Origin of the sequence: Petrotoga sp. SL27, from assembly GCF_002924605.1 — a bacterium.
GTDB lineage: Bacteria > Thermotogota > Thermotogae > Petrotogales > Petrotogaceae > Petrotoga > Petrotoga sibirica.
Genome location: NZ_JAIP01000006.1, coordinates 1 through 21,712 on the forward strand (window position 1 = coordinate 1; position 21,712 = coordinate 21,712).

Consider the following 21,712-nt stretch of genomic DNA (forward strand, 5'->3'; position numbering starts at 1 on the left):
GTCAAGGTTATTGCTCTGTTGTTTTCTTCTATGAGTGATGGACCTAAGGTGTCTTGTTGAACTTTTAATTCCATTCTTTGTTCTTCTAATAGGTTCAGTATCTCTACCCTTGCTTGCTCCATCTGCCCGATTATGGGCTCTTGGGATTCTATCGCTGTGACTATTTGATTGAATGTGTTTTTGAATGAAGCAACTATATCGGTTAGTTCTGAAAAAGCATCATTTAATTCCTGATTGATTATGCTATATCCTAAAGTAGAAAGTTGTAAGTTTAAATTTTCGAACTCTTTAATTACATTGTTCTTATCTCCCTCAGATAAACTTGAGAAATATTGCGTAGACAAATCAATAATTGTGTTCTTGTACTGCAAAATTCTTTGTGAATATATAGGCAAAGAGGAAGACCCACCAACTTTTTGTGATAATTCTATAAAACCATTGATATTATTCTCTAATTCAGATCCATGATTTAAAAATTCATCTATAAGATTATTTTTCCCTTGGTTTAAAGTAACTAATTTATTGAAAAGTGATTCATAACTGGTTAAATTTGATTGTAACTCTTCTAAATTATACGTTGAAAGATCAACTAAATTGTTTTTGACACTTTCAATATAACTTAAAAACTCACTGGCCTTTTGTTCTTCAAAACTATTAGTGTAATCTTTTAAGCTAATTGTAGCTTGAAAAAAGTTGAATTCAGCTTGAGAGAAAGAATTAACGTGATCGGCCATAAGTTTGTATTCCTCTAAAGCGTTGTTGGAATTGATTAAAGCATATATGTTGTATGAAATAGATAAACTAAACAAAAGAAAAGTAGTGATTATGATCAACGTTATTTTACTTCCAATACTTTTAAAAGACATCTCTATCCCTTCTTCAACTATTATTTTTAAGCATTTACACCCCAAGATAAGATTTTTGAATGTGCGAATTGTTAGCAAGATCCTGAGCATCATCTTCCATAACAATTTTCCCGTTTTCTAACACGTAACCTCTATCAATAACCTTTAGCCCTTGTTTTACGTTCTGTTCTGCCAACATTATCGATACCCCGGCTTTCTTAATCTCTACTAATTTTTGAAACAATTCTATAACAAGTGAGGGCTGTAACCCCAATGAAGGCTCATCAAGTATTAGCAATTTAGGATTTGCCATCAATGCTCTTCCAATAGCCAGCATTCTTTGTTGACCGCCACTCATAGTGCCAGCTAACTGATGAATTCTTTCTTTTAATATTGGAAAAATCTCAAAAACAAAATCCAAATTTTCACTTATTCTATTCCTTGCATTTGGCACATAGGCAGCTCCCAATTTTAAATTTTCCTCTACTGTCATAAAAGGGAATAATTCTCTTTCCTGGGGAACCAAAGAAATCCCTTTTCTTATTATTTCATGAGTTTTAAATCCAATTAACGAATTCCCCTCAAAAATGAGATCTCCTTTTTCTGGTTTTATTAAACCAATGATTGAACTGATTAAGGTAGTTTTACCGGCCCCATTGGGCCCAAAAATGCCTACAGCTTCATTATTATAAATTGACATCGTCAAATCCCAGATTACCTGTATTCTTCCATATTTTAAATTCAAATTTTTGATTTCAAGCATCAGTCTTCCTCCCCTAAGTACGCAGATATAACTTTAGGATCTTTTGAAACTTCCTGATAGACCCCTTCTGCTATAATTTTTCCAGATTCTAAAACTACTACTCTGTCTGTTAACTCTTTTATTACCCCCATTACATGTTCAATTACGACTATCGTCATCCCACTTTCTCTAAGCTTTTTCACCAAGTCGATCATTTGCCAGGTTTCATCAGAATTTAACCCAGCCATTACTTCATCCAAAAATAAAACTTTTGGTTTAGAGGCTAAAGCCCTCCCTATTTCCACTTTTTTTAAGTCAAGAACAGTCAATTTATCTATAGGTTGGTCCCTGTTTTCTAGTTCTAAAAGATCACATATTTCATTTGCGGTTTCCCTTGCGCGTTTTAAATTCTCTCCAGCTCCAAACAATGCACCAACCATAATATTTTCTAAACCTGTAAACCCTTGCAATGGCCTTATAACTTGAAAAGTTCTTGAGAGCCCCATTCTTGCTCGAATATGTGGTGGATATTTTTCAATGTTCTGATTGTCAAATGTGATCTCACCTTCAGTGGGATAATACATACCAGCTATTAAATTAACAAAAGTGGTTTTCCCAGCACCATTCGGCCCAATAATACCTAAAATTTCTTTTTCTTCTATACTCATTGTGACATCATTTACAGCTACTAATCCTCCAAATTTTTTCACTAATTTTTTTGTAGATACTATTTGCATAATGCTCTCCTCCTATATAAGACACTGAACTGTCTTAAGAAACTTTAAAACCGTTTTAAGCCCTCTTTATCCTCAGTTTGTCCATTATTTAAAGACGACGCTTGACAAATGAGACTTTAGAGAAAGATTGGGTAGTATAGATACAAAAATAACTAGTTACTAGATTGTTTTTTGCTTTTTAAAGATCCAAATATTCCCTTTGGCAAGAACAATATTATAAGAATTATGATTATTCCATAAATTATGAGATGACCATAGGGCATAATTAATTTCAAATATTCAGATGCAAATCCTAAAATAATTGCTCCAATAATTGGACCCCAGGTAGAATAAATTCCCCCTACAAGTGCCATTGCCATAGGTAATAAGAGAAAATCTAAAGAAAAGGTTGTTTCGGGAGAAACGAAACCATATTGTTGAGAGTACACAGCTCCAGTTACACCTTGAATAGCTGCTGTTATAATAAAGATTATTATCAGATATTTAAAAATATTGATACCAGTAGATTTAGCCACAAGTTCATCTGTCCTTATTGAGTTGATGGCAAAATGAATCCTTGTTCGACTAAACATTTCAGAAATTAAAATTGTCGATAGAGCTAAGGCCAATATCAACAAATATATTTTTGAAGAATCTCCTTGAAATATTACATTAGGTATAACCTTTCCACTTGCTCCACCGGTTAAACGGGGAGTATTCCTGATAATAACAGAAAAAACCATTGTCAAGGCTAAAGTGGTGATTGCAAAATAAATTCCTCTCAATTTAAGCACGACAAATCCTAATGCCAAAGCTATCAGTGCCACAAAACCCCCTGCAAGAAATATGCTAACTAAAGGGTTAATTCCAAAATTCGCAGAGGAAACTATTGATACATAAGCACCTACACCAAAAAAACCTGCTACTCCAAAGGATAACTGACCCGTTCTCAACATCATATCCCAGCTCAAAGATAATGTCATATATATTAAAATAGTCATCACCACATGGAGAAAATACGCTCCAGTATAGAAAGGCAAAAACATTAATAATCCTATTGCAATAATTGCTATTAAAGGAGTTAAGATTTTTTTCATGATTTTGACCCCCTGTATGCTCTAATTAATATTACGATAATTAATACTCCAAAAAAAACTAAATCTGACCATCCACTGTACCCAGGAATCGATTGAACGATTGCTTCAACTACTCCTAAAGTGATTCCACCGATTAAAATACCATTTAAATTACCCAAACCTGCCATAGCTGCTAAAGCAAAGGACTTTAAAGTATATGCATTCCCTGACAAGGGGAATATGGATGTCCTTGGCAACATTATCCCTGCAGCAATTCCTATAATTCCAAAAGCAATAGCAAAAATGATAAGATATACTTTGTTGGTATCTATACCTACAATTTCAGCTCCTTTTGGGTTTTGCCCAACCGCCCTGCTTGCTTGCCCTAAAAAAGTCTTTTTCAAAAAAAGTTGAAGAAAGACAAGAACTCCAATTGCTACTATTGGATAAATAAATTCATAAATACCAATAGAGAAGTTTGCTATAGTTATAGATGAAGAAGCATAGGGAGTATAAATATTTCTTGGGCGTGTAGTCCAAATTATTTTTATAAGCTCTATAATTACCATAGATATCCCAAATGTTAATAACAGTTGGTTCAGTTCTCCTGCTTTTAACACGTATTTTATTGAAATCTGATAAATCCCTATTGCCAATAAAAACATTAAAATAAACAATGGAAACACTGAAATAAGTGGGTCTAAGCCTAATTGAGTGAAAAAAATATAACCTATATATAAACCTAAAGTCAAAAAATCTCCATGAGCTAAGTTTAATATACCAACGATTCCTAATATTAAAGCCAAAGGTAAACCGATTAAAGAATATAAACCACCGCGTTGAAGGCCATAGATCAAAGGTATGGGCTTCCAAATAGCAATAACCACCAGAAAAGCGAGAAAAATTAAAAATGTTTTGTTAAGTCGAAAATGCAGAAAATTCAACATAATCACCACCGTTTTTTTATATGAAAGGGGGAAGGAATATCTTCCAACCCCCATGCTTCAAATTTAACCTTTCTATTTTCCGAAAGCGAAAGGATACGCTAAAGCTGCCGTTGCAAGGTCTAAAGGCCAAATAACTTCTTGTCTACCATTTTGCCATTGCAAAATTTTCTGATATTTAAATCCTTGATTTGTTATTATTCTGCTTGGTTCAATTTTCAACACTTCGCCCAACGGAGATTCATATTCAATGGTTCTCAATGCAGAAATGATAGCTTCTTTATCCAGGCTACCTGCTTTCTTTATCCCCTCAACTAAAAAATAAATATTAGTATATCCAAGAGGAGCGAAGTAGGTTGCAGGTTCTTCTTTCCACATTTCCACGTAAGCATCATAAAAATGTTTAGCTACTGGACTTACATCATTTAAAGTCGGCGCCCACATTCCATAAAGAATAACATTCTCTGCTAAAGGATTTTTCCCAAAATCCGCTGGCCAACCTGGGGGAGCTCCTACTAACAAGTCAGGAGTGAAATCTAATTCTTTTGCCTGCGCTACAATTGGTATGGCATCAGCATCGTATCCTGCCCAAACAAATAGGTCCGGATCAAAAGCCTTTGCTTGATTTAACACTGCCCTATAATCTCCCCCTCCAAGGGCGGCACTTTTAAATGAAGCTCCTTTAAATTCATCCATTATTCCTTGCCATGGTCCTTCACCTTTCTTTGCTAACTCATAAAGATCTAAATAAGCTGTATATGAGTCAGTGCCGAATGCTCCTTCTTCATACGCTAAAAAGATTTTTTTAATATCAACATTTGGATATGCCTGAACTATTTCTCTCCAACCTATTCCATAACCTTCACCTTGTAGATAATCCCAAGGGTGAAGATGGAAATACCAATCTGCATCTGGACCCATCGCTATTTCAACTTGATGGGAAGCCGCTCCTGCCCAAACAGTAATCTTTTGGTATTTTTTAAGAATAGGCACTTGTGCTAAATGTACACCACTAGCCATTCCACCAACAAAAAAATCTACTTTTTCAACGGTTGCTAATCTCTCGATCGCTGCAGCACCTTTTGCTGGATTTAATTCTGAATCTATAACTATAAGTTCCAGCGGTCTACCCAAAACTCCACCGGCGTCGTTAATCTCTTTAACAGCCAACTTCATTGCCTTTGTACTTTGGTCGCCGGTTATATCTCCCAAAGGATTTACAGCGCCGATTTTGATAGGATCTACTGCCACGGTCAAAGAAAATAAGACAGCCAAAAAAAGAACCAAACCTATGTTTCTTTTCACCTTTCTCACCTCCATATATTTTTTACTACTAAAGCCGTTCCCATACCTCCACCAATGCAAAGTGATGCCAGACCAAATTCGCTATTTCTTTTTTTCATCTCGTAAAGAAGTGTAACAACTATCCTATTCCCCGATGCTCCAATAGGATGACCCAAAGCAATTGCTCCACCATTCACATTGGTTTTTTGAAGGAACCAGCTTTTAGATTTTCCATAAATATTTCCTAACTCTGTTATAACCCCTAAAGATTGGGCGGCAAACGCTTCGTTTAGTTCGATTAATTCCATATCTGTTATATCCATTTTGATCTTTTCTAAAAGACCTTTCACAGCTGGAACTGGGCCTAAACCCATGTATGAAGGGTCTACAGCCGCTTGATTGTAACCAACTAATTCTGCTATTGGTTTCAACCCATATTTTTCTACAGCCCTTTCTGAGGCTAATAAGACTGCACTTGCCCCATCGTTTATTCCAGAAGCATTCCCAGCTGTTACGGTTCCATCTTGTACAAATGCAGGTTTAAGTTTGGCAAGTTTTTCTTTCGTTACATCAAATCTTGGATGTTCGTCTTGGTCAAAAAGAACGGTTTCTTTTTTTCTTTTTACTTCAATTGGTATTATTTCATCTTTAAATTTTCCGGATTCTATGGCTTCTTTAGCTCTCATTTGACTCGTATAAGCAAAATCGTCTTGTTCTTCACGAGAAATATTGTGTTTTTTGGCGACGTTTTCTGCAGTTACTCCCATATGATAGTTATTAAAAACATCTGTGAGCCCGTCTAATATCATATGATCTTGAACTTCAAATGATCCAAATTTAGTTCCAAATCTAGTCGTGAATGGCAAAAGGTAAGGAGCTCTTGACATACTTTCCATCCCAGCGGCCACAACAAGATCTGCGTCACCTGTTTTAATATCTGTAGCCCCGATCATTATGCTTTTCATACCGCTTCCACATAACATATTAACTGCGTAGCCGGGCTTGTCTTCTGGAATCCCTGCATATATGGAGACTTGTCTTCCCGGGCCCATACCTTGACCTGCCATTAAAACATTCCCAACAATTACTTTATCAACATTTTCAGGATATACTTCAGCTTCTTTTAGAACTCCTTTCACAACTTCCGTTCCCAATTTGGTTGCAGGAACATCTTTTAAGGTCCCACCAAAAGTACCAATTGCTGTTCTTTTTGCAGATATTATATAAACTTTATTCATTGTTTCTACCTCCTGTATAGTCTTATTACTATTAAGTACTATATCAACCCCATCTTTATAGCTTCCTGTTCTAATTCTTTTCTGAAGTCTGGATGAGATATTGATATTAACTTCTTAGCCCTTTCACCCGCACTTCTACCCCTCAAGTGAGCTACTCCCCATTCTGTTACCACATAATCCAAATCCTGTCTTGGGACGGTAATAGGAGCTCCTTGTGGAAGCATAGGCACTATCGTTGAAATGCTTCCTTTTTTTGCCGTGGATCGTAGGGCGATGATACCTTTCCCATTTTTGCTTTTTATAGCTCCTCTATGAGTGTCTAACTGGCCTCCTGTTCCAGAAAACTGTTTGGTACCTATTGCTTCTGAAACAACTTGTCCAGTCAGATCTAACGAAATTGCTGTGTTTAAACTTACCATATTGTCGTTCTGACAAACAACGTAAGGATCATTAACAAATCTCCCCCTGAGCTCAAAAATACCAGGATTATCGTCAATGAATTCATACATTCTCTTTGTTCCAAGAGCAAAAGCTATTACAAATTTCCCCTTCCAAAGAGACTTCCTCATATTGGTTATTACGCCCTTTTCAAAGAGATCTATCATTGATTCAGTAAGCATTTCAGTATGAATACCTAAATCTTTTTTTGTTTCGAGTAGTTTTCCTACCGCATTGGGTATTCCACCTATCCCTATCTGTAGCGTTGAACCGTCTTCTATGATATCTGCTATGTACTGAGCAATCTTTTTTTCTTCTTCTTTAGGTTCTGAAATAGGTATTTCAGGGATCTCCCAATTAGACTCGACAACAACATTTACATTGTTTATATGCCATTCAGTGTCCCCATGCACAAATGGCATTTTTTCATTGACCTCCATTACAACTATATCAGCATTTTCTGCCAAATCTTTTTCATACACATTAGAGATACCTAAATTAAAGTATCCAGTTTTTTCTCTCATAGGAGTGGAAGTTCCCCAAAATACCAAGGTATTTCCTTCCTCTTTTTCAGCCATAACCTTGTCTAAACCAGCCATATGAAGATTATTGGGTATATAATCAATTATCTTTAATTTATCTTCATACTTGGATTTTCTCGTTGGTTCTGAAAAAAACCATGTTTGTAACTCGAAAGTACCTTCATATTCTTTATTCAAAAAGAACTCATAATGTCCCATATCTAAACAAGTTATTACTTTTATTTTTTCAAAATGATCTTTAAATTTATGAACATTTTTCAAAAAGCCTTGGCCTTCAGCTGCTGCCATGCTCACAACCACCGAAACTCTTTTCGGTAGGCTTAATATAGCATCATCAATTGACATTAATTTTTGCTTATATTTTTCTTTCCACATTTTGAAAGTACCTCCTAAATCAAAAATTTAAACTACATTCAGAAATTCTAAAACTTGCTTCAACGCTTCTTGGTCCATTAAATGACTCAACAGGATAGGGAAAAGCTCCATTCTATAACCCTTTTAAAAACCATTTTATTTCTAAAGTATCTATAACATTCAAAAAATGGTTATAGATTAGTTCCCCCGTTTACATCAAAAACATGACCTGTCACATAAGAAGCTTCATCAGAAGCTAAAAATAATACTGCATTCGCCACCTCTTCAGGTTCTCCCATTCTTCCTAAAGTTATCTTTGATTTTATGCTTTCTAATACTTTTTCAGGAATTTTTTCTGTCATTGGGGTCTTAATGAACCCAGGAGCGACAGCGTTAACCCTAATATTCGCACCTTTTCTTGCAAATTCCTTAGCCCAAGTATATGTCATAGATATAACTCCACCTTTTGAAGCTGCATAGTTAGTTTGTCCAACATTCCCTCTTTCGCCTACGATTGAAGAAATATTTACGATACTTCCTTTTCCATTTTCTAACATAAGGTTTGAGACAAACTGTGTCATATTGAAGACGCCTTTCAAATTTACTTCGATGACCTTATCCCAATCTTCTTCTTGCATCCTACCTATTAAAGCGTCCTTTGTTATACCTGCATTGTTCACTAATACATCGATTCTTCCAAACTCTTCTTTTACTTTTTCAACGAATTCTTCTATAGCAGGTCTATCGGTTACATCCAATAGATAACCTCTAACATTTTCTCCTAATTGATTCTTTAACTGAGAAAGAATTTCTTGGTTCATGTCTAAAGCGAAAACAATCTTTGCTCCTTCTTTAGCAAATTTCTCAACGATACTTTTCCCTATCCCTCTGCCTCCTCCTGTAACTACACAAACTTTGTCTTTCATTCTATCCATTAATACTCCACCTCACTTTAGTGATATTTTTCTATTTAACCCCATTTTACTGTGGTTGCAGCCCAAACAAAACCTATACCGGCTCCTACCATAACAACGATGTCTCCAGAGTTGATTTTTCCTTCCTTTAAAGCCAATTTCATAGATAACACTTGATCGTTTTGTCCAAGATGACCGTAATTTTCAAGATAAGTTGTTTGTTCCTCCTTCAAGCCCAATTCTTCTAAAACAGCCTTATGAGCAGATCTTTTAAAGTGAAGAATGGCTAAGTATCCAATATCTTTCTCACTATATCCGGATTTTTTTAAGGAATCTCTGATTACTCCATAAAAGTTAGGCATGGTTTTTTCATTCAAATTTGCTTTGAATTTTTCTGAATCTCTTACTGTAAAGTAATACTTATTAGCATCTTCTGGTTTCATAGGCCATTTTTTAGTTCCTCCTACTTCTATTACACATTGCTCTGAAAAAGAGCCATCTCCTCTAAAAGCGGATGATAAAATCAAATTCTTATTTAAATTTTTCCTTAATATTAAAGCTGCCCCTCCTGCTCCAAGATCGAACATAAAAGAGGTTTCTGGAACTTCATAATTGATCAAATCACCATTTCTGTAACCACTTACAAGTAATACGGTATTCAAATTGTCATTATTCATCATAAGGGATTTGGCTGTCTCCATTCCAACCATCATCGATCCACACATTGCCTCCATATCAAATCCCCATGCACGAGTGGCTCCAACCTCGTGGGCAACTTTTAAGCTAGCAAGCCAACATGGATAATCTTTGTGTTGGCCACCATTCCATATGACTAAATCTATATCATTTGGATCTATACCTGCGTCTTTGATAGCTTCTTTAGCCGCTTGAATACCCATATAACTTGTTGTGTCCTCAGGACCAGGAATGGGTTTTTTTAAAATACCAAATTTTTCTTCTATTACCCATTGTGGAATATTAGTTTTCTTGGCTATTTCTTCGGCATAGATGTAATTATCAGGTATGTAAACCCCTAACCCCATTATTCCTACATTCATTGCATTGCCTCCTTTAAAAGCTAACATTCAGTACCTTTAGAAACTCCAAACTTGCTTTAACGCTCTGTTGCTTTTTTTAAGATCAAAATATTATTTGCCAAATTATTTCATTTTCAAGTCTCAAAATATAACATATGAATCGTTCTTACATAATTAAAAACTTTTTCATAACTTTTATCAATTGATCTAGATCATCTACTAACGGAGAGTGTCCACAATTTTTTAGATAAATTAGTTGAGCATTTTCTCCTATATCGTTTTGTATATCAAGAGCCATTTGTTCTGGAACTACCAGATCATTCTCTCCCCACAATATCAAAGTCGGGGATTTTATGTTTTTGGCTCTTCCGTCACCTCGCTTTATCCCGTTATAATCTTCACTTATATTAAAAGTTGCCAGAGCATAATCTACATCAACCAAATTCCTCTGAGTTAACATATCATCCAAATATTCTTCGTATTTTTGAGGTTCAGGCTTATTGTGTGTGTATATGGTTGCTTCCCAAACTACTTTAAGAAAATCTTTGTCTTTATTGTTATATGCACTCAAAATTGGAATTACCTGAACAGGATCTTGAGCTATCTCTTCTTTAGTTTTTAAAAATTCATCTTTTATCGGCTTACCTTCTCCATCTTTTTTCAATATTGGATAACCTCTCGTTCCAACAGATTCCATTAGTATTAATTTATCGACATAACTTGGATAATCCGCGGCGAAAATCATGCAAACTCCTTCACCAGTTGACCATCCCATAAGATCAAATTTTGACAAGCCCAATTCATCTACGAACAATTTTAAATCTTCCTTAAAATCATCAAGAGAATCGATAGGATTGTTATAAGTTGAGATGCCAAATCCTCTTAGATCGGGGGCGTAAATAGTGTAATCTGAATCAAAAGCTTCCATAAAAACATCCCAATGTTTTGAGGAAGTCATATTTCCGTGAACCAAAAGCAAAGTCTTTTCTCCACCTTGTTTGTATCTATACCCCATAGTTTCACCGTTTGGAAGTTCTACTTTTTTTAAAATTGTATCCACTTTTAATCACTTCCTTCATAAATTTTAATAGGTGAATCATCTCTCACTATTAGTATATACACTTTTTACCTAAATTCCAAATTCAATTAACAATGATTATAGGTGATTAAAAGTAATTACACGTAATTAAACCCGATTAAGTAAAAAATTCTCATTTTTACTCTAAATTTGTAAATAAATGGACCATCGAATTTTTTTCGATGTAAATCAGAAAGAAAAAAATTGAAAATCATCCAAATTAATTAATTAGATCAAATTATAAGCAATTAAAAGCGATTACGAAAGAAATTCTGTATTTTTCTGATTTGACTTTTCAGAAAATAAGAATTATAATGAAAATGTAGATAAATTTCGTTATTTAGTTTTTTATATGAAAATTATTTTCAATATATGGAGGAAGATTCATGAAAACGTTGAAGAAGAATGCATTCATAGTATCGTGTCAAGCAGAAGAAGGGGAACCCTTATACGGAAAAGAACCCATTGTAAAGCTGGCTATCGCGGCTGAGGCTGGCGGAGCAGATGCTATCAGGGCTCTTTCTCCTGAAAATATCCGAGAGATAAAAAAATTTGTTAACCTTCCAGTAATAGGAATAACTAAAAATAGGAGCTTAAAAGGGGCATTTATCACAACCACTAAAAAAGATATAGATGATTTAGTTGAAGCTCACTCAGATTTTATTGCTATCGATTGTACAAGAAGAGAAAGGCCAGAACCTTTACCAGAACTTTTTGATTATTTGAAAAAATATTACCCTCACGTTGGAATAATCGCAGATATAGCAGACATAGAAGATGTGAAATATGTTTTACCTTTAAAGCCCGACTATATAGCAACCACACTCGCTGGTTATACAGATTATACCTCAGGAGGAAATTTACCAGATTTAGATTTAATAGAAAAAATTGTAAAAATTACGAATATACCTGTTATTGCTGAAGGGAATATCTCAACTCCTCAATTTGCAAGACAAGCAATCTTATGTGGAGCACATGCTGTTACTGTTGGATCGGCCATTACTAGGCCTCATATAATTGCCAAAAATTTTAAAGATCATCTTAAGGATTTTGGAAATGATGAAATTTCTGCTGTAGGCATAGATATTGGAGGAACTTGGACTCGTGGAGTTTTAATCGATAGATTTGGAGAAATTAAAATAAGTAAAAAGATACCTACAGCAGCGACAGGTAAAGAAGTTATTTCAAATATGCTTTCTCTAATTAAAGATTTAATAACGAATGAGACTCACTTTATAGGAATTGCTACCGGCGGAAAAATTAATTTTAAGTCAGGAATTGTCAATTTTTCAACTGGTTTGATTCCTGATTGGGAAGGAGTACAAATTGCAGATATCGTAGAACAAGAATTTCATATAAGGCCAAAGGTTGATAATGACGCTAATTGTGCTGCATATTTTCAACATTACATCACAAAAGTTAACAATTTATTGATGATAACCGTAGGAACAGGTCTTGGTGGAGGAATAATTAGTAATGGGACGATAATAAGAGGAATTATGGGAGGGGGTGGAGAAATAGGACATATTGTATTTCCAGGAAATAATAAACGATGTACTTGTGGAAAAGTTGGTTGTATTGAAACTTTACTTTCTGGAAGATACTTAAGAGAAAAAGTCTATGAAAAGAATGATGAAAAATCCATAAAAAATATAAAAGATTATGCAAAAGTTATGGCTTGGTTAATTGATACAATTAAAACTACCATAGACTTTGAAAAATGTTATCTTGGTGGAGTCATTCCAAAGTATGGTGAGAAAGTATTAAAGGAAATTCGAACCTCTTATGAAGAAATAAGAAATGAAAGTGGCGATTTTATCGAATTTAGCCAATTAGGCGAATTTGCAGGCGCAAGGGGATCGGCAATACTTTCATTTCAAAAAGGGGAAATCTAAAAATGAGTAAAATTCAAGCTTTGCTTAATTCTAGGGCGTCTACTTTCAGTAAGTCTGAAAAAAAAGTAGCTGAATATATATTGAATAGTAAAAAAGAGGACATAACAAGAATTACCATAACTGAATTAGCTTCAAAATGTAGAACAAGTGAGGCTACAATTGCTAGGTTTGTTAAAAAAGCAGGTTTTGAAACGTTTCAAGATTTCAAACTCACCTTAGCCTTGGATAATAAGGAAGACACATTTAAAGAAGAAAAAGATATTACCATCTTCAAGAATGATCCTCCTCAAGAAATACTTAGGAAAATTAAATTAGGTTCTCTTAAATCGATTGAGAGCACAGCTTCAATACTAGACATAAATAAGTTTTTACAAGCTGCAAATTTCATTAGATCTGCTAAAAGGATAGAGATTTACGGTGTAGGATCTTCATCAGCGGTTGCCAAAATATTACAATATAAGCTGACAAGGTTAGGCTTCTCGTCTTACGCACTGGAAGACCCTCACATGCAAGCTATCTCCGCGGCTACTTTGAGCTTTGGGGATTTAGCAATCGGAATAAGCCAAAGTGGGTCCACTAAAGACACAGTAGATTCATTAAATATCGCCAAAAAGAATGGAGCAATGACTATTAGTTTGACTGAACATGTCAACTCCCCTATTACAAAATCTTCTGATGTTGTATTAGAAATATTCTCTGGTGAAAACCCTGTAAAAACTAGCGCAGGTAGATCTATCCTGGTTCAAATTTTTGCTGTGGAAATATTGTCTGGTTTGTTGTATTCAATAGAATATGAAAAGGCTTTAACTACAGGAAAAGACACTGCAAGAGCAGTTGTTAATAAATTATACTGAGGTGGTTGTAGTGAAATATCGTAAACAAGTTACAATTGTCGGTGGGGGGATCGCAGGGTTCCATGCAGCGATAGCAGCTTCAAGAAGCGGTCTAAAAACATTATTAATTGAAAAGAATTCTACAATTGGCGGGCTTACTACACTTGGGTTGGTTAATCCATTTATGAAATATTGGCTAGATAACCAACTATTGATAAAAGGAATATTTCAAGAACTAATTGAAAGGTTAAAAAGAAAAGGTGGGGTATTCTTCAACACTTTTGACAGCGAGTTAATGAAGATTGAAATGATGAAAATGCTTAAAGAAAGTGAAGTTGAATTATTATTTAAAACAATGGTGACAGAAGTAATAAAAGAAGAGAACAAAATTATTTCCTTGAAGGCTCAATCCTCAAATGGTGAAACAATAGAAATTGAATCCGACTTTTTTGTTGATGCCAGCGGCGACGGAATAGTAGGGTATCTTTCTGGAAATAAATGTTTTGTAGGCAATGAATCTGGTAAAAATCAAGCTTTAACAATAATGTTTACTGTTGCAGGGGTTGATTTTGAGAGTATCAGAAGTGATGTAAAAAATAATCCTAAAAACTTCTTTGCATGGGTTACTCCAAATATGAAGGTTATTTCTGTTGCCGGTTATTTTAAAGAACTAGAAGAGGCCAAAAAAGAAGATCCTTCATTACCCATAGACCATTTCTTTTTCGTTCAGTCACCTGGTAAAGGAAGAGTGACAGTTAATACTATGAATATCTCTAAGGACTCAATTGATAACTCAGAACTTTCAAGAAGTATATTAGAAGGAACCATAATGGTGGAAAAGATATTCAATTTTGCAAAGGGATATGTAAAGGGGTTTGAAAACGCCTACCTTGAAAAAATAGCCCCCGAAATTGGGATAAGAGAAAGTAGAAGAGTTAAAGGAATGTATACTTTTACTGGAGAAGATGTAAGAACATATAAAAAATTCCCAGATGGGGTGGTGAAAGGTTGTTATGGAATTGATATTCACTCAGATGAAAAGAAAATAGATGAAAAAGAAAAAGGTTTTATTCCGAAATATGATGATTACTATGAAATACCTTTACGATCGTTAATATCAGAAAGTTATACAAATTTAGCAATAGTTGGAAGGTGTTTTTCTTCAGATTTCGAAGGTCAATCCGCTGCAAGAATTCAACCAACATGTGCAGGTATGGGGCAAGCAATTGGTTCAGGAATTTATTTGGCACTAAGCAAGAATACCGAACTTCTGAAGATTCATCCTGAAGAAATAGAAAACCAGATTCAAAAGGTATCAAAGTTGTAGCCACGAAATGTGGCTGAAAAAGAAGGAGGTAGATTGGCATGAAAAAGTTTTTTGTGGTGTTGTCATGTTTGATTATCGGTTCGTTGGTGTTATCAGCAGAAAGGGTAACTGTTGAATTTTGGACGCTTTCTTTGTCTACATTTTCAGATTACGTTAACTCAGTTATAGATACCTTTGAAGCTGCAAATCCTGACATAAAGATCAACTGGGTTGATATCCCTTATAATGCTTTTCAACAAAAACTCATCGCTTCAATAGCCTCGGGTAACGTGCCTGATCTCGTGAATATGAATACTCCTTGGGTTATAGACTTTGCAGCTCAAAATGCATTAAGCCCAATCGATGAATTCGTACCTGTAGCAGACAAATATGTATACTTACCGAACTATTGGGAAGCTACTGTAATAGATGGAAAATCATTTGCTATTCCTTGGTATATAAGTCCCCGAATTTTGCTTTACAACAGACAGATTTTTGAAGAAGCAGGCTTAGACCCTAATGTTCCCCCAAAGACATGGGATGAAATAATAGAATATTCTAGAATAATTAAAGAGAAAACTGGCTTATACGGATATCAACCCAACATAGTTGCACATCTCGATCTTCAGGAAGAGGGCGTCCCATTAATTTCTGCAGATGGAAAAAAGCCCATAGTAAACACCCCTGAGGCAATTGCTAGATTGAAACAACATCAACTTGCCTTCAAAGAGGCTCTTATGCCTCAAGATTTAGGAGGTTATCAAGCAGCTAAGCAAAAGTTTGCAGGGGGAAAAATTGCTATGTTCCCTGTTGGAATAACTATGGTTAAACATGTTCAAATAAATAGTCCAAGTATATTCGAAGTTAGTGATGTTACCTCCTATCCTTTGGGAAAGGGTAAAAGAATTCCTGCGTCAGCAATGAATGTAGCAGTGCCATCCAAAGCGAAAAATAAAGCTGAAGCGGTAAAATTTGGACTATGGCTAACTTCTCCATACTGGCAAGTGGAGTTTGCTAAGATTGCAACAATTGTTCCATCAACGAAAATATCGCTTGATGAAGATCCTTGGTTTTTAGAAAGAGCAAAAAGAGATTTGAATGTTAAAGCACAATTACTAGCTAGTAAATCAATGATATATGGTTTTGATCTAGATGCCATCGGGAAAATAATAGAACCATCAAAATATTCTGAATTCAGAAGGATCCTAAATGATTATTGGATAGCTGCTATTAAAGGTGATTACACAGCAGAAGAAGCATTATATTTAGCTGAAGAAGAGTTAAAGGAAGTATTATCAAGCGAATTTTAGTTTTTTATTCATTGGTTAAAAGGCGATAGGGTATACACCTATCGCCCTTGATTTAGGAGGTGTGGCATTTGAAACTTAGCAGAAAAAAGCAAACATATTTGATTGCCTTTTGCTTCTTAGTAGTACCTTTGGTTTTATTGAGCATCTTCAGCTATTATCCGATTGTGCGAGGGATAACTTTATCTTTTGCTGATTACAATATGTTAACAGGTGAAACTAAATGGGTGAGGCTAAAAAATTATAGATGGCTTTTTAATTACAAGTATTTCTATATTTCGTTGGCTAATACTTTAAAGTATCTTATAGTTGTCCCTTTTATACAATTCACCTCAATAGGCTTAGCTGTTCTAGTCAATCAAAAAATACCTGGAATAAAGTTTTTTAGAACTTTATTTTATATTCCTGTAATAACGGGCAGTGTTATAGTCAGTATAGCGTGGAGATGGATATTCGACGTAGACGGCATACTCAATTATTTTCTTATGTCCCTGAACATTATAGAAGAACCGGTTTTATGGCTTTTAGATAAAAACGTAGCTTTGTTTTCATGTATGTTTGTTACCTTTTGGAGAGGCCTTGGTTATTATATGATTATTTATCTAGCGGGATTACAAAATATACCTTCAGAGCTTTACGAAGCAGCGGCTTTGGATGGAGCGGGCAGTTTTAAAAAATTTACCAAAATTACCATTCCTTTATTAAGACCTACAATGTTATTGTGCTTTGTTTTGTCAAGCATGGCCGCCTTAAAGGTTTTTGAGGAAATTTTTCTACTCACAGGAGGAGCAAATCAGACAACTACGCTAATGTTTGAAACCTACAATTTGGCCTTCAATCGCTACCAATTTGGGCAGTCAGCGGCTGTGGGAGTAATATTTTCTGCATTCTTAATTGCTTTAACATTAATACAGTTCAAATTTTTTGGCTTAGGAGGTGCCGGTAGTGAGAAAAAAAGGAAAAAAACAAATAAATAACAAAAAAATAATAAAAATTACTTTAAATTATGTTCTATTAATTATTTTGGCCTTATTTTTTATATTCCCATTTTTATGGGCTCTTTCTACATCCTTGAAGACTGCAACAGATGTCCTGGCTTGGCCGCCAAAGTGGATACCGAAACCTGCTACTCTTGATGCTTACAAATACGTCGTTGAAAATATTCCATTTCCGCGATACTTCTTAAATTCTTTAATAATTACAGCCCTGGGAATAATTTTTAATGTTGTGTTTGCATCTTTAGCAGCTTATCCACTTGCAAGGTTAGAATTCAAAGGAAGAAATCTTCTATTTTTCTTGATTTTGTTGCCTATGATGATACCCATTCAAGGAGGGCTAATCGTTAATTTCATAACTATTTTAAATCTTAAACTTTTCGATACTTATTTAGCCGTTGTCCTGCCGAGTGCTGTTAATATTTTTGGAATTTTTATAATGAGACAAAATTATCTATCTATCCCCAGGGATCTTGAAGATGCCGCTAGAATAGATGGTTGTAACGAGTTTCAACTTTGGTGGAAAATAATGTTTCCAATGGTGAGACCTGCGGCTACAGCACTTTCTATTATCTCATTTGCAGGTTTTTGGAATGCTTTTTTGTGGCCATTGATAGTTCTTCAAAGTCAAAATAAATTCCCTTTACAGGTAGGCCTTTCTTACTTAAACAGTATGTTTGAACAAAATTATAGATATATCACTGCCAGTTTAATTATTGCTTCTATCCCAATTCTTGTCTTCTTCTTTTTCACACAAAGGTATTTTATAGAAGGCTATCAAGGTGCCTTGAAACAGTGAACTTTTAGTTAAAATAAGTGTTTCTAAAGGGAGGCGCGTGACAAATGAAAAAAGGAATAATGTTTCTATTTTTTGTGCTTTATTTAGTGATTTTTTTGGGGGCAGAAGTTGGTGTACTAGTATCAGAAGCTTCTGAAAACTTCTACGGGCCCTCATCTTACCAAACCATATTGGAAGGGACTTTAAGGAGCCTAGAATATAGGAATATTGAATACGAACTTTTAGATACAACCATTGTAAATAACATTGGAATACCTGATTATATAAAAGTTTTGATACTTCATGATAACGCGTCTTTAACAGAAAGGGAAGTTTCCGAAATAGAAGCATTTCTTCAAAGAGGTGGGAAAATACTTGGAGGTTACGAAGCGACTCTTAGATATTCTGATGGAAAGATAAGGTCAAATTATATTGTGGGACCTTACCTAGGGATACAATATTCTAATTGGGAAAGAGGAGAATACAATTATATGCGCATCACAGAAGAAGGAAAGAAAGTTTTTGGTGAGGAGATGCCAGACTATATCAAAATGCCAAGAGGTTTCACTTTTACTTTTAAAACAATTGATCCAGAAGTAAAGAGATTAGCTGAATGGTCAAAAGATTCTGAAGGAAATCCTTCTACATCATATGAAGATAATTGCGCAGTGGTTTTAGGAAAATCAGGAATATTTTTCAGTGAAAATGTTTTTGCTTTAGCTTTGGGTGATTATATCTTCCAAAAACTAATTGCAAATGCGACCAGATACCTACTAGACTTACCTCCTACACCGATTGACGTAATAGAAATTGAACTATCAAAAGTTGAAAATAACATAAAAGAAATGAAAAACGAAATTGAAAGAATACAACCTCATGTCACAAAAGAAAGGTACTTTTCTTTATTAAATAGTATAAACGAATTGGAAAAAAGACTAAGGGACGTCAAAATAAAAGAATCTTCAATGGAAGAAGTGAGTAAACTGAAAGAAGATTTAAAAATTGTAAGGAGCTATACTTTTCCTAGTGATAAGATAGAAACCAGAGCAGTGTGGTTAGATTATTCTGCCATCGCACAAGCAAAAACCCCCCAAAATTTGTCTAAAATTATTAATGAATTATCCGATTTGAATTTTAACTTGTTATTACCTGAAATCATTTATCAAGGACGAACAATCTCAAAAACACTTAGCGAAACGACAGGGTACCCTCTATCTGAATTATTTGAAGAATGGGAGGAGGACCCTTTGCAAATCATAATTTCTGAAGCACACAAAAGAGGTATGGAAGTCCATCCATGGGTTTGGACATTTGCCATTGCACACACTTCTCCAAGTCCTATGATGTATTTACACCCAGAATGGCTTGAAAAAGATAAATTCGGTAATATTTATTCAGAGTCTCAGACCGTATGGCTTTCTCATTCTAATCAAGAAGCAAGAAATTTCATCAAAAATGCTATTCTCTTTTTGGTCAATGAATTCGATGTAGATGGAATTCATTTAGATTATTTAAGATATGCTTCTGACTATATGGGCTATGACGAGTGTACAATCAAAAAATTCTTTCAAGAAAGTGGAATAGATCCACTTACGATAGAAAAGTATTCACCAGAAACAGTAACTTGGCAATTGTGGAGAGAAAACCTTGTTACTTCTTTCGTTCAAGAAATTTATCGCGAAGTAAAAAAAATAAAACCAAAAATAATAGTAAGTGTGGCTGTAGGCCCTTCTTTAAGCGAATCAAGATTAAAATACAAGCAAAATTGGGGAAATTGGGCACAAAACCGATACGTTGACGTTTTGTTCCCAATGGACTACAAAAGCAGTTTAGAGGATCTTGAAATAGTTCTCGAGGGACAAAAAAATTACAGTAGATATGTTCATATCTATCCAGGTCTAGCAGCTTTTGCTCTTAAAAACGAAGATGAAATGATGAGACAAATTAAGGTTGTTAAAGAAAAGGGTTTCCCAGGTGTCGCCATATTTTCCACTTCTTATATTAAGAATTTGAACCCCACTACGACTAAAACAATTGATTTATCTCTTCTTAAAACAGGTTATTTTAGAGAAGATGCAATTACAGCTCACGCTCCGACAAAAGGCTTTTTTGAAACATTTATAGAGGAAATTGAAGATTCTATAGTGATCCTTCAAGAAAACGGGTTTTTAACAGATGAAGAAACTAAATGGCTTAAAGAAAAAATCAAAAATATTTTAATTTGGAACAAAAACGGAATTGTTAACTTTTGGCAACAACTATCTGCTTTAAAAATTCAAATTGCTTCCAATATCACAAACTACGATGCTTCTATAATACTAATAGAAGAAATCTACAAAATGATGGACATTTTAAGACCCATTTTATATGCAAAAGAAAGAGAAGGGAAAGCTCCAATAAAAGCTACAAAACCTCCGGAAATGGTTGTTGTGGAAAATTTAATTCCTTTGCCAAAAATGCAAATACAAAAGGTTTCAACTCCTCCTGTAATAGATGGGGAAATTGATAATATTTGGGAAGAAATAGAGTGGTCTAACAATTTCCTAACAAACGATAGAGGAGAACCTTTCCCCTTTGAAACTAAGGTGAAAGCCTTTTACGATGAAAATTATCTATATGTACTATTCTCTTGCGAAGAACCTGCGCTATATGAAATGAAAGTTATAGAAGGGCCGAGAGATACAAGAGTATATTTAGGAGATTCAGTGGAGGTTTTTATTTGGCCTGATGAATCCGTTCCTTCAAAATATTACCATTATGTAGTTTCAGCAAATGGAACTATATACGATGAAATTATGTTGGATTCACGTTGGAACGGGCATATAAAAGCTGCTACAAACAAACTAAAAGAAGAGTGGATTGCAGAGTTGAAAATAGATCTCCAAGAAATAGGCGTAGATGTTTCTAAAATAACCAGAGTCAACTTCACAAGAAACAGGTGGAAAGGTGATGCTGCATTATATGGATGTTGGAGTTGCACTTATGGGTCTTTCCATACCCCTGAAAGATTCGGATATTTAGAATTTTTATAATAGACTAACTAATACTATCCGTTGTATGAGAAGTTAAAAATGCATTTAATTCGAAATACCCACTTCAGAAATAGGTAGAAACAACGATTAACGAAAGGTAAAGTAAGTTAAAGCAAGAAGAAAAAGAACTAAAATATTGGATAATTATCCAAAATGCTCTTTGAAAATCGAAGTAATTCTTCAAAAAATTGAAAAATAACTAGAACTGAAGAATTTTCTAGAAAAAAATATGCATGAAAGAAGTACGGTTGAAGACAGGCTCACGCCCACCAAGGAGTAACCGTTCATTTGGGAAGTATTGAAAAGGTTTTAAACTTTCTAAAGAAACAAGCTAAGAAGCTGTTTCATACATAAGCGT

Annotated in this window: 17 protein-coding genes and 1 pseudogene; 7 read left to right on the top strand and 11 right to left on the bottom strand. The window is 34.7% G+C overall.

What is annotated here, in order from left to right:
- The 11 genes and pseudogenes from AD60_RS02685 to AD60_RS02735 form a co-directional block, all read right to left on the bottom strand.
- Positions 1 to 866, bottom strand: a pseudogene (locus tag AD60_RS02685) (methyl-accepting chemotaxis protein); the annotation flags it as partial.
- A 34-nt stretch (positions 867 to 900) separates the two neighbouring features.
- On the bottom strand, positions 901 to 1,608 hold the full coding sequence (locus AD60_RS02690; RefSeq protein WP_103876340.1) for an ABC transporter ATP-binding protein: 708 nt from the start codon (positions 1,606 to 1,608) through the stop codon (positions 901 to 903).
- Positions 1,608 to 2,324: an ABC transporter ATP-binding protein gene (locus AD60_RS02695; RefSeq protein ID WP_103876341.1), complete on the bottom strand. Its 717-nt coding sequence runs from the start codon at positions 2,322 to 2,324 to the stop codon at positions 1,608 to 1,610. The genes AD60_RS02690 and AD60_RS02695 overlap by 1 nt, the downstream gene beginning before the upstream one ends.
- A gap of 152 nt (positions 2,325 to 2,476) precedes the next feature.
- Positions 2,477 to 3,400, bottom strand: coding sequence for a branched-chain amino acid ABC transporter permease (locus AD60_RS02700; protein WP_103876342.1), 924 nt, complete (start codon positions 3,398 to 3,400; stop codon positions 2,477 to 2,479).
- Entirely contained in the window at positions 3,397 to 4,326 is a 930-nt protein-coding gene (locus AD60_RS02705) for a branched-chain amino acid ABC transporter permease (protein WP_103876343.1), read from the bottom strand. The genes AD60_RS02700 and AD60_RS02705 overlap by 4 nt, the downstream gene beginning before the upstream one ends.
- A 72-nt stretch (positions 4,327 to 4,398) precedes the next feature.
- The gene (locus AD60_RS02710) at positions 4,399 to 5,628 is read right to left on the bottom strand and encodes an ABC transporter substrate-binding protein (protein WP_103876344.1); all 1,230 of its coding nucleotides are present in this window, start codon (positions 5,626 to 5,628) and stop codon (positions 4,399 to 4,401) included.
- Between the two features lie 5 nt (positions 5,629 to 5,633).
- On the bottom strand, positions 5,634 to 6,845 hold the full coding sequence (locus AD60_RS02715; RefSeq protein ID WP_103927295.1) for an acetyl-CoA C-acetyltransferase: 1,212 nt from the start codon (positions 6,843 to 6,845) through the stop codon (positions 5,634 to 5,636).
- Between the two features lie 38 nt (positions 6,846 to 6,883).
- Positions 6,884 to 8,200, bottom strand: coding sequence for an acetyl-CoA hydrolase/transferase family protein (locus AD60_RS02720; protein ID WP_103876346.1), 1,317 nt, complete (start codon positions 8,198 to 8,200; stop codon positions 6,884 to 6,886).
- Positions 8,201 to 8,370: 170 nt separating this feature from the next.
- On the bottom strand, positions 8,371 to 9,114 hold the full coding sequence (fabG, locus tag AD60_RS02725; RefSeq protein ID WP_103876347.1) for a 3-oxoacyl-[acyl-carrier-protein] reductase: 744 nt from the start codon (positions 9,112 to 9,114) through the stop codon (positions 8,371 to 8,373).
- Between the two features lie 35 nt (positions 9,115 to 9,149).
- Positions 9,150 to 10,151: a 3-oxoacyl-ACP synthase gene (locus AD60_RS02730; protein WP_233186800.1), complete on the bottom strand. Its 1,002-nt coding sequence runs from the start codon at positions 10,149 to 10,151 to the stop codon at positions 9,150 to 9,152.
- Positions 10,152 to 10,296: 145 nt separating this feature from the next.
- On the bottom strand, positions 10,297 to 11,190 hold the full coding sequence (locus AD60_RS02735) for an alpha/beta fold hydrolase (protein ID WP_199177831.1): 894 nt from the start codon (positions 11,188 to 11,190) through the stop codon (positions 10,297 to 10,299).
- Positions 11,191 to 11,594: 404 nt separating this feature from the next.
- Between AD60_RS02735 and AD60_RS02740 the strand changes: the two genes are divergently transcribed.
- From AD60_RS02740 to AD60_RS02770, 7 genes are read left to right on the top strand one after another with little or no spacing between them, the layout of a single operon-like run.
- Positions 11,595 to 13,103, top strand: coding sequence for a putative N-acetylmannosamine-6-phosphate 2-epimerase (locus tag AD60_RS02740; protein ID WP_103876349.1), 1,509 nt, complete (start codon positions 11,595 to 11,597; stop codon positions 13,101 to 13,103).
- A 2-nt stretch (positions 13,104 to 13,105) separates the two neighbouring features.
- Positions 13,106 to 13,957: a MurR/RpiR family transcriptional regulator gene (locus AD60_RS02745; RefSeq protein ID WP_103876350.1), complete on the top strand. Its 852-nt coding sequence runs from the start codon at positions 13,106 to 13,108 to the stop codon at positions 13,955 to 13,957.
- Positions 13,958 to 13,967: 10 nt separating this feature from the next.
- Positions 13,968 to 15,263, top strand: coding sequence for an FAD-dependent oxidoreductase (locus tag AD60_RS02750; protein ID WP_103876351.1), 1,296 nt, complete (start codon positions 13,968 to 13,970; stop codon positions 15,261 to 15,263).
- Positions 15,264 to 15,301: 38 nt separating this feature from the next.
- On the top strand, positions 15,302 to 16,552 hold the full coding sequence (locus tag AD60_RS02755) for an ABC transporter substrate-binding protein (protein ID WP_103876352.1): 1,251 nt from the start codon (positions 15,302 to 15,304) through the stop codon (positions 16,550 to 16,552).
- 59 nt (positions 16,553 to 16,611) lie between these two features.
- Positions 16,612 to 17,526 (top strand): carbohydrate ABC transporter permease, encoded by a 915-nt coding sequence (locus tag AD60_RS02760; RefSeq protein ID WP_233186801.1) that lies wholly within the window; start codon positions 16,612 to 16,614, stop codon positions 17,524 to 17,526.
- Positions 17,495 to 18,343, top strand: a complete 849-nt coding sequence (locus tag AD60_RS02765) for a carbohydrate ABC transporter permease (RefSeq protein ID WP_103876354.1) — start codon at positions 17,495 to 17,497, stop codon at positions 18,341 to 18,343. The genes AD60_RS02760 and AD60_RS02765 overlap by 32 nt, the downstream gene beginning before the upstream one ends.
- 44 nt (positions 18,344 to 18,387) lie before the next feature.
- Positions 18,388 to 21,354: a family 10 glycosylhydrolase gene (locus AD60_RS02770; RefSeq protein ID WP_103876355.1), complete on the top strand. Its 2,967-nt coding sequence runs from the start codon at positions 18,388 to 18,390 to the stop codon at positions 21,352 to 21,354.
- The last annotated feature ends 358 nt before the right edge of the window (positions 21,355 to 21,712 follow it).